The following is a 16,106-nucleotide window of genomic DNA, read 5'->3' as shown; positions in this document are numbered from 1 at the left end:
CCTTAATTCGATCATACTTTGGTTACATAATTATAACACTTAATATGAAAATAATCAAATATATAACCATAGTTTAATTAACAATTAATACCATATTATTCATATTTGATTAAAAGGTTGAATATTTTATGCTTTTGCATCAATTTAAAGTACAAATAACATCAAGATAAATGACATATTTTTAAATTTAATATATTAATATAATACCGAGGTATAAAAAACGATTAATAATTATTGAAGTAACAAGTAATAAAATGTATATAAGAACATTTAAAGGAAGAAAAACTTGAGCTTAATAGTATTTCAAAAGAAGAACACTATTCAAAATATCATATCCACAGAATGTTTTCTTTTATATCAGGTTTAACAGTTCATTAACATATAATAAGAAGAAGACTTATAGAAGCAAATGAGCATCAGGATGAAAAAAAAATAATGTAAAAGTCCTTATTTCCATATTATAGTTTTATAACTTAAAATCACTCAATTATATAAAAAAGACGTTTCCTACGAAACGTCTCTTTTAAATCTATTTATTTTTCTTATCGTTTTTGATCCTTGCCTGTGCGGCAGCAAGCCTTGCTATAGGAACTCTGTATGGAGAACATGATACATAATCAAGTCCTACGCTGTCGAAGAATTCGATACTCGTTGGATCCCCGCCTTGTTCACCGCATATACCGCAGTGAAGTTCAGGATTTACACTCTTACCTTTCTTAACAGCCATGTCTACAAGCTGACCGACACCTTCGGTATCGATTGTAGCAAATGGATCTTTAGGGAAAATACCTTTTTCAAGATATTCTTTAATGTAAACACCGGCATCATCTCTACTGAAACCATATGTCATTTGTGTTAAGTCATTGGTTCCGAAAGAATAGAATTCAGCTACTTTCGCAAGCTGATCGGAAGTAAGGGCAGCTCTTGGTATTTCAATCATAGTACCTACTTTATAGTCTATTCTGATACCATTTTCTTTGAATAGTTCATTCACTGTTTCTCTTATTTTATCTACTACATATTTAAGTTCCAAATAACTTCCAGCCAAAGGAACCATGATTTCAGGAGTGATATCGAGTCCGTCTTCCTGTTTTGCTTCGATAGCAGCCATGATAATAGCCTTCGTCTGCATAGCAGCTATTTCAGGATATGTAACCGCAAGTCTGCATCCTCTGTGACCAAGCATTGGATTCAATTCATGAAGTTCGTTTACTCTTGCAGATAATTCTTCATAGGTCATATCCATATCTCTTGCAAGCTGTTTGATATCATCATCTTCTTTTGGAAGGAATTCATGTAGAGGCGGATCAAGAAGTCTTATAACAACAGGTTTTCCGCCCATTGCTTTGAATAAGCCTTTAAAATCGTTCTTCTGCATTGGAAGGATTTTAGAAAGTGCTTCTTCTCTTTGCATCAATGTCTTGGAACAAATCATTTTTCTGAATGCAAAAATCCTGTCAGCTTCAAAGAACATATGCTCTGTTCTGCATAGACCGATACCTTCTGCGCCGAAGTTAGCCGCAACTGTAGCGTCTTTTACTGTATCAGCATTTGTTCTGACACCAAGTCTTCTGACTTCGTCTGCCCAAGCCATGATTTTATTAAAGTCTTCGGATAAAACAGCGTCAACCGTTTTTATTTTACCTTCATATACATTACCAGTAGAACCGTTTATGGATAAATAATATCCTTCATAGAATAATCTTCCGCCGATTTCAACGTATTTTTCTTCTTCATTTACATGTGCGGCTTCACAACCTGCAACACAGCACTTACCCATACCTCTTGCAACAACTGCCGCATGAGATGTCATACCGCCTGTAGCTGTTAAAATACCGTTGGCAGAATTCATACCTTCGATATCTTCAGGAGATGTTTCTTTTCTGACAAGTAAAACTTATTCTCCTCTTTCCTTTGCTTCGACTGCGTCTTCGGCAGAGAAATAAATCTTACCGCAGCCTGCACCAGGAGAAGCAGGAAGACCGTTAGTAAGCGGGATTGCTTTAGCAAGTTCGTCAGGGTCAAAACCTCTATGTAATAATTGATTTAAAGTAGTAGGGTCCAATCTAAGCAAAGCTTCTTCTTTTGTGATAAGACCTTCTTCTTCCATATCTACCGCAACTTTCAAAGAAGCCTGAGCTGTTCTCTTTCCTGAACGAGTCTGTAGGAAATAAAGCTTTCCTTCTTCGATAGTAAATTCAATATCCTGCATATCCAAATAATGATTTTCAAGTAAATTACAAGCGTTTACAAATTCTTCGTAAACTTCCGGCATTACATCGTTTAAAGTTTCGATATGCTGAGGAGTTCTGATACCTGCAACAACATCTTCACCCTGTGCATTCATAAGGAATTCACCGAATATCTTATTTTCACCCGTAGCAGGATTTCTAGTAAAAGCAACACCAGTACCGGATGTTTGACCCATATTACCGTAAACCATTGATTGAACGTTTACAGCAGTACCGATACGATTTGGTATATCATTTAATTTTCTGTAAGCTATAGCTCTAGGATTGTTCCAAGATTTAAATATAGCTTCAACAGCTGCCATTAATTGTTCCCTTGGATCATCAGGGAATTTATATCCTTTTTGGTCTAAGAATAAATCTTTATATTGTTTTACGATTTGTTTCAAATCAAAAGCGGTAAGCTCGGTGTCGTATTTATAACCTTGCTGTTTTTTTCTGCTTTCCAATATATCTTCGAAAAGATTTCTATTCATACCAAGTGCAACATCACAAAACATTTGTATAAAACGTCTGTAACTGTCATATGCAAATCTTTCGTTGCCAGTCTTCTTAGCCAAAGCTTCAACCGTTACATCATTAAGTCCCAAGTTTAGGATCGTATCAAGCATCCCCGGCATAGAAATTTTTGCTCCGGAACGCACGGAAACCAACAATGGATTATCAGTCCCTCCAAATTTCTTTCCAGTGATTTGTTCAAGTTCAGCCAATTTTTGATAAATTTGGTCAACTATTTCCTTATCGATTTCACATCCTGTTTTATAATAATCAATACAAGCCTCCGTAGTTATAGTGATACCTTGTGGTACGGGAAGTCCTATATTGGTCATTTCAGCCAGATTGGCTCCCTTTCCGCCAAGTAGATCTCTTTGGCTTGCGTCACCTTCTTTGAAGGCATAAACAAATTTTTTAGCACACATTTTTTTACCATCCTCCTTATAAAATGTTATATGACATTACACAGTAATTTAAAACTGCAAATATATATAATAAGCTGCCGAAGCAGCATATTATCGTTTTATATAACTATAATCAACCTGAAAACCGTCATAAGCCGGGATTCTCTTTTCATTATATCTTTTAATTATTTCTCTGGATTCGTGAGCAACGACCCCGTTTTCTTTCTTACGTTTTGCAAAGTCTCTTAAGTTATCTATTGCCTGCCTTGTATTAAAGCCTGTCTTTATACATATTACACTGCATATATATTTAACTTCGTATTTACCGCTTTTGGAAAGCTCTGCTATTATATCTTTGTATTTACCGAAATCTTTAAGCATAAAATCCGTGATATTATTAAGATCCTGAACATAGATCCTGGCATTTATAAAGTCCTTTGTTTCAAAACATTTTGCCCTTTTCATTACCGTTGTTTTAAAAAGTTCGACTAAATCTTCACTGTTTTCTATTTGAGCCATTGTAAGAGCTTCTATCGTCTTTTTCTTTTCCACTCTTCTTCTGAGTCTGGCTTGTTTTCTTTCTGCTTTTTCCCTGTTATGCATATCAATTCGTTCTTTTAATGACATACTATACACTCCTTATATATCCTATTTAAACTTTTACATAAATAATATATTCTTATTTTACTATATTTTTTTAATAATTACAACTAAAAAGCCCCTAAAACAATATTACACCTGTCATAAATTTTAACCGATATGACAGATGTAATATATATTTTTTATTTAATTTTATATTTTTGATTGATAATAAGACTAAAATTCAACTTTTTTAGTTATATAATCAGCTAAATCGTCAATTTTTACTCTTTCCTGTTCCATAGTATCTCTGTCTCTTACGGTCACTGCTCCGTCTTCTTTTGTATCGAAATCTATCGTTACACAGTAAGGAGTACCTATTTCGTCCTGTCTACGATATCTTTTACCGATATTTCCGGCTTCATCATAGTCTACCATGAAATATTTAGCAAGTTTAGAGTATACTTCGGTTGCTTCTTCTGATAATTTTTTGGTAAGAGGAAGCACCGCAACTTTATAAGGTGCAAGATAAGGATGTAGTTTAAATACATTTCTCGTTGTACCGTCTTCCAAAGTTTCTTCAACATAATTATCACAAAGAAGCGTAAAGAACAATCTTCCCGCACCTACACTCGGCTCTATACAATATGGATGGAACTTTTCATTGGTAATAGGATCAACGTATTTCATATCTTTACCGGAAAACTCTTCGTGAGATTTTAGGTCAAAGTCCGTTCTGTCCGCTATTCCCCATAATTCTCCCCAGCCGAACGGGTAGTTATATTCTATATCCGTAGTTGCATTCGAATAATGAGATAACTGCTCTTTTGCATGGTCTCTGAACTTGATATTTTCTTTATCTATACCGAGAGAAACGAGGAAATCAAAACAATACTGTCTCCAGTATTCAAACCATTTCATTTCATCTTTAGGTTCACAGAAGAATTCAAGTTCCATTTGTTCAAATTCTCTGGTTCTGAAAATAAAGTTGCCCGGAGTAATTTCATTTCTGAAAGATTTCCCTACCTGACCTATACCGAAAGGAAGTTTCTTTCTTGTAGAACGCTGAACGTTCTTAAAGTTAATAAAAATCCCCTGACATGTTTCAGGTCTTAAATAAATAGTATTTACGCTGTCTTCTGTAACACCTTGGAAAGTCTTGAACATAAGATTGAACTGTCTTATACCGGTAAAATCATGCTTTCCGCAATTAGGACATACTATATTGTTCTCTTCGATATAGCCTTCCATTTTTTCATTGCTCCAGCCGTCAGCATTGGGATCCAAACCTTTCTTTTCAAGATCGTCTTCGATTAATTTATCAGCTCTGAAACGAGCCTTACAATTTTTACAGTCCATTAAAGGGTCATTAAAATTCTTAAGATGTCCGCTTGCTTCCCAAACCTTGGGATTTACAAGGATAGCACTGTCCAAAGCTACGTTGTAAGGACATTCCTGGATAAACTTTTTAAACCAAGCGTTCTTTACATTATTTAAAATAAGAGTTCCTATGGGACCGTAATCAAAACTGTTCGCAAGTCCTTCATAAATTTCCGAACCCGGAAATATGATACCTCTCATTTTCGTTATACTGATTATTTCGTTTAAACTAAGCCTCTTTATCATTTTTTCCTCCACATTTTTTTACCACATATTATTTTAATTCTAACATATCTGAAAGAAATTTAAAACTATTTGTTTTTCTATGCAGCGTATATGTTATATAATTGTTTAAAATAACAATCATATTATTGCACTCTTCCAAAGTAAATACATCAAAACTCATATTTTTGATATCATTCACATTTACATAAGTAAGTTTATTTATTAAATCAAGCTGCTTTGAAGTAATCTTATTCATAGAGAAATGCTTCATTGTACATTTACTGCAAAGGATGCTGCCGCTGTCAAAATCAAGGATATAATATTCATCGTTAGTAGCAGAACATATGCTGCACCCGCTGAAATCAGGAATTATCCCCGAAATACCAAGTAATTTTAACATAAAAGCAAGAGTAATGAAAGACAGCTTCTCCAATTTTTCTTTTTGAAGTAAATCTAAAATATAAATTATTAAATTAAATGTAATAGGTTCTTCCATTTTATCTTCATAAAAAATATCTACAAGCTCGGAAATATAACTTGCGAAAGAAAGCCTTTCCAAATCCGTTTGAAGTCCGGGAAAACTCTTTATATAATCCGCACTTTTAAGAGTATAAAAATTCTTTCCGGGATACAAACAAAAGTAGCTGTAGGAAAATGTCGAGGTCTGCGCTATGACTTTACTCTTCTTTGAAGCAGCATTCTTAGCCATTACGCTTATCTTTCCTCTTTCTTTTGTAAAGACCGTAAGGATCCTGTCATTTTCGGAAAACTTTATATTTTTAAGTACAATGCCATGAAATTCTCTTATCATATTTTCCCCTATCTATGACTATTTTTTCCAAGTTCCCGGTGCAAACAATAACAGTATAGGGAACAATTCAAGTCTTCCCGCTATCATATCAAAGGATAAAACGAATTTAGAAAAATCCGATAAAAAGCTATATGACGTTGCGGGACCGACAAGGTTAAGCCCGGGTCCTATATTGTTCATCGTTGCGGCAATCGCACTGAAATTCGTAGAAAAGTCATAATTATTTAAAGATATAAGAAGAAGTGAACCTATAAATATTATCATATATACAAACAAATAAGCGCAAACGTTATGAAAAGTCTTCTTTTCTATTTTTTTGCCGTCCATTTTCATTACTTTTACTCTTCTGGGATGTATGAGCATAGAAAGCTCGTTTACCGCGTCTTTACATACGATTATAAATCTGCTTACCTTTATCCCCCCGCCGGTACTGCCTGCACAGGCTCCTATAAACATGAGAATAATTAGTATAGTCTTTGAAAGTTCCGGCCATAAATTAAAGTCCACACTGGAAAATCCCGTCGTTGTCATAATACTCGCCACTTGAAAAAGAGCATGATGAAAGGCCATTCCCATTGATTTAAACTGAGAGGAGATATTAAGTGCGATTATAATCGTAGCTGAAATAAGGATTATGAGATAATATCTCACCTCTTCGTTTTTAAGTACATCTTTTATTTTTTTACCTAAAATAAGAAAATAAACATTAAAGTTAATCCCGAACAAAATCATGAATATGGATATGATAAGCTGGCAATATGTATTATAAGCCGACATGCCGGCATTAGTCATGGAAAATCCACCTGTTCCAGCAGTAGCCATTGAGTTTAGCACAGCATCAAAAAGAGGCATACCGCCGAAAAGGAGAAATATGATTTCAAGCACTGTCATCGAAAAATAAATCCCATATAAAATCATCGGTGTACTTCTAAGCTTCGGCATAAGCTTTCCTACCATGGGTCCCGGAGACTCAGCCCTCATAAGGTGCATATTCTGTCCCCCTCCTATTAAAGGTATAACCGCTATGATAAAAACAAGTACCCCCATACCTCCGAGCCAGTGCATGAAGGATCTCCAAAACAGTATACATTTACTAAGTGCGTCTACATTATCCACTACACTAGCACCTGTTGTTGTAAATCCCGATGCACTTTCAAAAAGTGCATTAAAAAACCCCGATATCTCACCGCTTATAAGGAAAGGAAGAGCTCCTATCACCGCTATGATAATCCAGCTTAATGCAACGATAGAAAACCCTTCTTTTGCGTATATGGTTTGATTTTTAGGTTTTCTTATAATACATAGGATACCAATGAATGTACTTATTACAGATGTAAGAAGAAATGCAGTCCATGTATTTTCTTTGTATATTACAGCTACTAAAATAGGTAATAATAAAACAAGCCCTAGGAGTATAAATACCCAGCCGGTTATATGCTTGATCATACCTTTGTTCATAAATCACTTCTCCAACTATTTTAATATATCAGTTAAATCTCTTAATTTCTTATGTGTCGTAACAACTATGACACTGTCTCCGATTTCTATAGTATCATTTCCGGACGGTACGATGATTTTACCGTTTCTGTTGATACTTGCAATCAATAAATTTTCTTTCAAGGTAAGCTTTCCAAGTTCCTTCCCCGTCACTTTGGAATCTTCACGCACTACAAATTCAAGAGCTTCTGCTTTTCCGCCTACTATTTTATATAAAGATTCAACATTACTTCCAAGGGAATTTTGAATGGCTCTGACATACTGGATTATATATTCGCTTGTCAGATACTTTGGTCTTATTACACTTCCGATCTCCATTTTATCTATTATGTTATCAAAAGTAAGCTTATTTACCTTTGTCATTATCTTTGCCTTTGATACGCTTGCAGCATACAAAGAAAGTATTATATTCTCTTCATCAAGCCCCGTAAGAGAAGCAAATGCATCTACAGTGGCAAGACCTTCTTCAAGCAGGAATTCCTTATCAAGCCCGTCTCCGCACAATATAGTCGCATTTGGAAGGATATCGCTTATTTCCTCACATTTAACGGGATCGACTTCAATGATTTTTACGGATATATTGCTGGATATAAGCTGTTTGGCAAGATAAACTGCGATACGTCCGCCTCCGACCAATATTGCTGTCCTTCCCGTCTCAACAGGAACATCAAAGCTTTTAAACATCCTCATTGCATCTTTAGGCTTGGATAAAATATATATTTTATCCAAATTGTTTAAAACGAAATCTCCGGAAGGAATAAATACTTCGTCTTCCCTTTCCACCGCACAAATTTGGTAATCACTTTTACCTATCCCGCAAATATCTTTAACTGCCTTACCGTTAAGCTTTGAAAAAGAGGGAAGTCTTAATTTATAAAGTTCTGCTCCGCCTTTGGCAAATCTGTTTATTTCTATTGCAGCCGGATATCTGATTAGCCTTGACATTTCGCTTGCCGCCGTAAGTTCCGGATTTATTGAAAGTGATAGACCAAGATCATCTTTTATAAGATGTATATCTTCGGAGTATTCCGGATTTCTTACTCTAGCTATTGCATTTTTAACACCTGATTTCTTTGCTATCAAACAGCAGTATAGATTGACTTCATCACGATTGGTAACCGCTATTAATAAGTCCGCGGTATCTACTCCCGCTTCAATAAGTACAGAACTTGTAGCACCGTTTCCTTCGATAGTCATAATATCAAGTTTATTACTTAAAATCTCAAGCTTATCCGCTTTTGTATCTACTACGACAATTGAATGTCCTTCTTCATTTAAATGCTCGGCAATAGTACTTCCTACTTTACCGCAGCCAACTATTATAATATCCATTATTACCTTACCTGAAAAATATTTGATTTAATCCATTATATCATTACTTCGACAATTTTCAACATTATTTGAGGGTAACTATAGTAGCTCCGTCACCGCCTTCGTTTAAAGATCCGAACCTATATTTTTTCACATATGAGTGATGTTTTAACAAGTCCTGAACGGCATTCTTAAGTACCCCGGTACCTTTTCCGTGGATTATTGTTACCATTTTCAAGTTTGCAAGATAAGCGTCATCCAAATACTTCTCCACTTTAAGTATTGCATCATCGGAGTACATTCCCCTTATATCAATAGAAGTATCTATTGTCTTTGCCTTTGTATTTGAAAACTTTACCGCAGTCTTTTTTATATGTTCCTTTTCTTTATTTGAATGTTCGATTTTTGAAATAGGGATTTTAGTTTTTATTATACCAGCTTGGATAAATACGTTACTTTTATTGTCAAACCCCAAAATGCTTGCATATTGGTCCAAACTCTTTATATAAACTTCTTCGCCGACTTTAAAGTCCTCTTTTCTATTTTTATTGTTCCCCTCTTTTTTAAGTTCATGAGAAGGTATATAAGAATTCAAAAGCTCTTCTTTTTCTTTTATTTGTTTCTTAATATTTTCCGCTTCTTCTTTAAACTTAGTGTTATTGGCATTGACATTCTTCGGTATATTTATTTTATTTAATCTGTTAATAAGCTCCTTAGAATCTCTTTTGGCTGCTGCTATGATATCCTTTGCTTTCAAAGAAGCTTCCATCATGATTTTGGATTTATTTTCTTCTATATAAGCCTTTTCACTTTCAAGCCTTTCATTCAGCTCTTTATTTTCTCTAAGTAATCTATCGATTTGAGTCTTTTCTTCTTCTACTTTGACCGCTTTTTCGTTAAGCTCTTTTATCAAGTCTTCAACTTCTCTGTTATCTTCGGTCAAATATTTTTTTGCATCTCTTATGATACTATCTTTAAGACCCAATTTTTTTGATATTTCAAAAGCATTAGATTTTCCGGGAATACCTAAAATCAACCTATATGTCGGAGATAGAGTCTCAACGTCAAACTCAACGCTTGCATTCATTACATTTTTTTTGACTATCGCATATTCTTTTATCTCACTGTAATGTGTTGTGGAAAAAATCCTGGCACCTATATTTTTAAGATTATCTATAATAGATATTGCAATACTTGACCCCTCTGTCGGGTCTGTTCCGACACACAGTTCGTCAAGAAGTACCAAAGTTTTATCATTTGCACTGTTTACGATATCCACAATATTGGTCATATGCCCTGAAAAAGTACTTAAACTTTGCGCGATGCTTTGATTATCCCCGATATCGGCAAATATCTTTTCATATATTGGAAGCCTGCTTCCATCATTTGCGGGAATAAAAAGCCCCGACTGAAATAACAGTGAGCATAGTCCCACTGTCTTTAAAGTAACGGTCTTACCTCCGGTATTCGGTCCCGTAATTATTAAAGCTCGATGATCCTTATCCAAAATAATATTTGAAGGAACGGCTTTATTCATTTCTATCAAAGGATGTCTTGCGGATTTCAAAACTATTTCTTCATCAGAACTTATCTTAGGCTTATGATAATCATTTTTGATAGAAAATCTTGATTTTGCATTTAATACATCTAAGTAAAGAAGAATGTTTTCATTTACATTTAAATTACTGGCATTCTCTTTTATTTTATTTGAAAGTATCCTTAGAATAACTTCTATTTCTTTTTGTTCCTCTACTTCGAGTTCCTTTAATTTATTGTTTAAATTAACAATAGCTTCTGGCTCTATAAACAGTGTAGCTCCGCTTTGGGAAGTATCGTGGACTATACCTTTTACCTCTCCCCTGTATTCACTTTTGACAGGAACAACATATCTGGAATATCTTATGGTTACGATATTCTCACTCAAGTATTTCTGATATGTCTTGGAATTTATTATACTGTTTAGCTTTTCTCTTATTTTATTGTTTGTATTCTTTATGTTTCTTCTTATATCGTATAATGTACTGCTGGCTTTATCACTTATGGCTTCACTGTCTATTATAACTCTGTCGATTTCTTTTTGTAAAAATGATAAATCTTCTATATTGTCAGCGTAATCTAAAAGTATATCAAAATTATCCTCATCGCTGATATTTGAAAGAATATGCTTTTTAACCATTACAGCACACTTGATACTCTTTGCAATATTAATAAAATCTTCGTTGATAAGCAGTCCGTCCTTAGTTGCTCTCGATATTATATCCTTATTTATTTTATATCCGTAAATAGGGATATCGGCATAGGAACTGGAAAACCTTATCAGCTCATCCAGTTCATTTAACTTATCTTTGATCAAATAAACATTGTCTGTAGGTCTTAAATCCGTTATTTCTTCTTTTGCTTCATCCGAAAATGCATATTCGCTTATCTTAGAAATAATCTTATCAAATTCCAAAGCTTTTAAAGTTTTATCGTTCATTTTATTTTTTTCTGGTTCTCTTTCTTGTCCTCATATATTTTGTATTTTTATTTATAGGTTTTGATTTGTTGTTCTTCTTTTTGACAACTTTTATTTTCTGTCCTCTGTCATTGGTTGACGGTCTTCTTTTAGGTACCCTCGAACCATAAGTCTTTATTTCATTTTTTAGCCTTGCTCTTTTTAAATTTTTTCTATGCTGTATCCTCTTCTTGGTTCTATATCTTGATGATAATACAAGTGCCATGATTATCAAACATAACATTGAAATCATTATGAGTGCATTTGTAATTATGATATCTCTCGTAGAACGCATATTAACATCATTCTTTGAAAAAGCATCTACGCTTTTAAAAAATTTTCCATTTAGATATACATTGATTTTTCCTATTTTATCATCTTCGCTTATAGAGTTTACCAGTTCATAATCTTCGGTATTTGTCTTCTTTAAATATTTTGAGCTAGGTTCAAATGAAATCGTAAAATTATCCTCGGTATAATTTTTATCCGCATATACTTCGATATCTTTATTTACTTTTACTTTGAATGCACCTTGTTCTCCGAGAGCAAGGTTTCTTACGGTATACTTATATAAAGTGTCGCCTTCTTCTTCGATAGTAAGCTTGGAAGTCTCTTCATTACCATATTTAAGTAAATCCCTTGCAAGACCGAACTGCTGAGCAGTAGTCGGAGAATGAAGTACTACGGCATAATATCTTATACCCTCATCATTTTCGCTGGAACCTACGACACATCTTCCCGCTTCTCCGGTATATCCGGTCTTATCCCCTTTTGCAGGTTTATAGAAGTATTTACTTCCTCTTAAAATAAGAGCGTTGTGTCCTGACCAGCGATGAGTGGTTTTATTTGTCGTTGTTTCATAATATGTAGAATCAACTACTCTGTTATAGTAGCTGAAATCATCGGCATAAGCTGCTAAAACCGCCATATCGTGAGGAGTGGAATAATGGTTCTTATCGTGAAAACCGTGAGGATTATTGAAATGAGTTTTTGTCATTCCTATTTCCTTTGCTTTTTTATTCATCTCCTTAACAAATACACTATATGCTTTGTCTTTACTTATGTTCTTATCTTTACTTATCACTTTTCCCACATTACAGGCAAGGACTATCGCAGCGTCATTACCCGAGGGAAGCATCAGTCCATACAATAAGTCTTTATAAGAAAGGGTTTCGTTTTTATAAAGACTTGCCGTTGAACTTCCTGCGGGAAGTCTGTTTAGCTCGCTTCCCGTGGTTACTTTCTTATTTAAATCTTTTATATATTCCAGTGTCAGCGCGGCAGTCATGATTTTCGTCGTGCTGGCAGGATACATTTTTTTGTTTCCGTTGTGACTGTAAAGCTCACTTTTGGTAGAATCTTCGTAAAGATATAATCCAAGTGATGAATCTTTACTTACTTTCGGAGCAGCCGCATATATATTTGAAGTAATATTTAACAATAATACAACGACTATTAAAAAGCTTGATAACGTTCTTTTTAATATGTTTTTATTCTTCATATTCTTCCTTTCTATAATCAATTAAATCTAAAATAATGTTATTTCTTTATTAAAATTATCTTTGATTTCATCTATTTTAGATTTGTTCCCGGCTACACATTTAACCGATTTATCAATAAAATCATTAAACATATCATAATGTCTCTTTAAATCATCATTAGTAGTCGTTAGGACTTCTTTTCTTCTTCTCTTAATATTATCATATGTGTCAAGGGTATATTTTCTTGTTACATATTCTCTCAGTTTACTGTATACATTAAGAGGAGTATCCATATCCGAAATCGTTCCGATTATAAGTTTACTGATTTCTTCATCGTTCAAATCAATGTTTTTGATATAATCAGGTATCTTAGAGTACATTTCATAAGTTCTCGCTACGTTAGGGTCTCTGTATGAAACTAACCCTAAATTTCCGAATTTATCAATATGAATGAATGAACCGTAGGCTCCGCCCATTACTCTTACATTGTTCCAAAGGTATTCGGTAGCTAAAAATTTCTTTAAAACAAGCATTGAACCTTCATATTTATATCCAAGTTCACTGTAACTAGCCCCTTCACCGACATAATTTACCATGGAAGGAAGATATATGATAGTATTATCATCTGATTTTTTATATTCTATATCTATATTGGTATCATTACTGCATGGATATTTTTCAATGAAAGCTTTAGCATGTTTTAAACTTTGTTTTTTATTTTCTTTACCTACCGTTATAATAACGTCTTTTCTGGAATTTATTATTCTTTGAACCAGTTCCTTAATTCCTTTTATTATTTCGTCTGCTTTTTTATCAAAGTTATCATTTAAATCTTTTATAAAATCATAGAAAGGAATCCCGTTTAAGTGAGTCACAAACATGGATTTTTTGTTTATGCCTGCAAGAACTTCATTAAGGACCATTCTGTGCGTGGCACCCATGAACCTCGACTGCATTTTTGAAACTTCTTCCTTCACAACATCTTTTAATTTTGCCTTATTATCAAAATCGGTTCTAATCAAAAGCTCTTCCATGATTTCATACATCTTGTCTTCCTTGTTTGAAAAAGCCTTTACAGAACAGGTAAAGAAAGATCTGAATTTATCATGTTCCTTCATATTTTGATAAGGAGAAATCGTAAATAAAATATCACCCAAATTTTCGTTTATTTCATTATTTAAGCTTAAAATATCAAAATTTTCCGTGTTGAAGTTTTCAAAACACTTAGTAAGGAGAGACAGCATATGGACTTCTTCTTCATTATTGATTGGAACTTCATAATTTATATCAAGATACGTTATTCCTTTTGTGTCATCTGTCCTTATATAAATATCATTATTATCTAAATGTTCTATTTCCACATCATTTACTACTCCGGGATTTTCATCTATATCACTGATTGAAATCCTTGGTATCAAAGCCTTAGTTTCTTCGCTGTCTGGAGTCTTCTGCATTTCAAGTAAATTATTCGTGTCCTTGATCAGTTCATCTATTTCTTTATCCGTCAAGCTTTCCTTGTATTTTTTTAGCTTATCTTTGAGCTCTTTATCTTCCTCATCTGATAGATTTTCCTTAGGAGAAAGAATTACATAATTATATTTTTCGTTTTCCAAAATATATTCTTTAATGATATTTTCAAGAAGCCCGTTTTCAGCTTCTTCTTTGATTTCATTTAAAGCATTTTCATATTTTAAAAGAAGCATTGGATCTCCGTCATATAACCAGCTTTCCATAACTGTAATGCAGTATAACAGCCCCTTAGGATGACTTCCGCTGTCCCCTTCTTTCAATTCAAATTCAAAATTGTTTATTGCAGCTCTGATAATATCTTTGTCTATACCTTTTTTTACTATATCGTTGAATGTATTTATAATAACATTTTTAAATTCATCGATTTTATCTTTTTTCGCATTTTTCGCAGAAATACTGAATACCGGCTGAAGGATACCGTTATTGTAATCAAGCATTACTTCATCGGCGATATCCGCATCCAAAAGAGCTTTCTTTAAATAAGATGAGTCGGAATCAAATAATATTTTTTCTAGTATATTAAAAACAAGACCGAGTTTTAAATCAAGAACACTTCCCACACTATAGTTTAAAGAAAGTAAATATTTATTATCGATGTCTTCCCCGTCATTAACCGAATAAAATTTTTCAACTCTTTTTTCTACACTAGAGAAATCCGTTTGTTCGGTAAGTTTGGAATCAACTTTCATTTTATCGTAATTTTCAAGATAATTTTTATCCAAATATTCAAGGTGACGGATTATATCAGTATCTCCGTATATATAAATGTAAGAATTACTAGGATGATAATATCTTTTATGAAAATCCAAAAAAGTACTGTAGTCTAAAGTTGGGATATATTTAGGGTCGCCGCCTGACTCATAAGAATAAGCGGTATCTTTATATAAATTAGATTCTATATTTCTTGCCAAAATATCTTCAGGGTCCGAAAAAGCCCCTTTCATTTCATTGTAAACAACTCCGTTGTATTTTATATCGTCATCCGCATTTTCAATATGATAATGCCAGCCTTCCTGTTCTAAAATCTCCTTCTTATCATATATCAAAGGATTGAAAACCGCATCCAAATATACGTCCATAAGATTTCTGAAATCTGCTTCGTTTAAGCTCGCCACAGGGTACATAGTCTTATCTGAAAACGTCATTGCATTTAAAAAAGTATTCAAAGAAGACTTCATAAGTTCTACGAAAGGTTCTTTTAAAGGATACTTTTTAGAACCGCAAAGTACACTATGCTCAAGTATATGTGCACTCCCTGTATCATCTACAGGCGGAGTCCTGAAAGTTATACTGAACACCTTGTTTTTATCGTCATTGGATACAAATAATAATCTTGCGCCCGATTTTATATGTTCAAACTCATAAGAAATTGAATTTATTTCATTAACTTTTTCTATATTTTTAAGTAGAAAATTAGAATATGTTTCATTTTGTTTAAGTTCCATTTTTACCTCCAAAGGATTTTCATTCATAAATGTATATTATATATAATTTTGTTCATTTTATAAATACTTTATTATTATTATTTTTATAAAATTATTATTTATTATTAAAAAGTGATAATATTGTTAAAATTTTATTAAATATTGTCAAATTACAACATATGCTATTGATAAAAAAAGTTTAACAATATATAATGATAAAGAATAT

General features: G+C 33.3%; 8 protein-coding genes and 1 pseudogene. All 9 read right to left on the bottom strand.

Going from position 1 to position 16,106, the window contains the following annotated elements:
- Positions 1–529: 529 nt before the first annotated feature.
- Positions 530–3,169 (bottom strand): annotated as a pseudogene (ppdK, locus tag ANASTE_RS00580) (pyruvate, phosphate dikinase).
- Between the two features lie 90 nt (positions 3,170–3,259).
- Complete coding sequence (locus ANASTE_RS00575; protein WP_007048905.1) at positions 3,260–3,775, bottom strand: hypothetical protein; 516 nt, start codon at positions 3,773–3,775, stop codon at positions 3,260–3,262.
- Positions 3,776–3,964: 189 nt separating this feature from the next.
- Positions 3,965–5,353, bottom strand: coding sequence for a glycine--tRNA ligase (locus tag ANASTE_RS00570; protein WP_039944547.1), 1,389 nt, complete (start codon positions 5,351–5,353; stop codon positions 3,965–3,967).
- Positions 5,354–5,381: 28 nt separating this feature from the next.
- Positions 5,382–6,143, bottom strand: a complete 762-nt coding sequence (gene recO / locus ANASTE_RS11135; RefSeq protein WP_007048903.1) for a DNA repair protein RecO — start codon at positions 6,141–6,143, stop codon at positions 5,382–5,384.
- Positions 6,144–6,161: 18 nt separating this feature from the next.
- A complete protein-coding gene (locus ANASTE_RS00560; protein ID WP_007048902.1) occupies positions 6,162–7,601 on the bottom strand; it encodes a TrkH family potassium uptake protein in 1,440 nt (479 codons plus the stop codon).
- 15 nt (positions 7,602–7,616) lie between these two features.
- On the bottom strand, positions 7,617–8,972 hold the full coding sequence (trkA, locus tag ANASTE_RS00555; RefSeq protein ID WP_007048901.1) for a Trk system potassium transporter TrkA: 1,356 nt from the start codon (positions 8,970–8,972) through the stop codon (positions 7,617–7,619).
- 64 nt (positions 8,973–9,036) lie between these two features.
- Entirely contained in the window at positions 9,037–11,427 is a 2,391-nt protein-coding gene (locus tag ANASTE_RS00550) for an endonuclease MutS2 (RefSeq protein ID WP_007048900.1), read from the bottom strand.
- Between the two features lies 1 nt (position 11,428).
- Positions 11,429–12,946, bottom strand: a complete 1,518-nt coding sequence (locus ANASTE_RS11130; RefSeq protein ID WP_007048899.1) for a D-alanyl-D-alanine carboxypeptidase family protein — start codon at positions 12,944–12,946, stop codon at positions 11,429–11,431.
- A gap of 27 nt (positions 12,947–12,973) precedes the next feature.
- Positions 12,974–15,901, bottom strand: a complete 2,928-nt coding sequence (locus ANASTE_RS00540; protein ID WP_039944546.1) for an insulinase family protein — start codon at positions 15,899–15,901, stop codon at positions 12,974–12,976.
- Positions 15,902–16,106 lie beyond the last annotated feature (205 nt).

Origin of the sequence: Anaerofustis stercorihominis DSM 17244 (assembly GCF_000154825.1) — a bacterium.
GTDB lineage: Bacteria > Bacillota > Clostridia > Eubacteriales > Anaerofustaceae > Anaerofustis > Anaerofustis stercorihominis.
The sequence above is the reverse complement of the archived record's forward strand: the minus strand, read 5'-3'. Positions and strand labels throughout refer to the sequence as shown.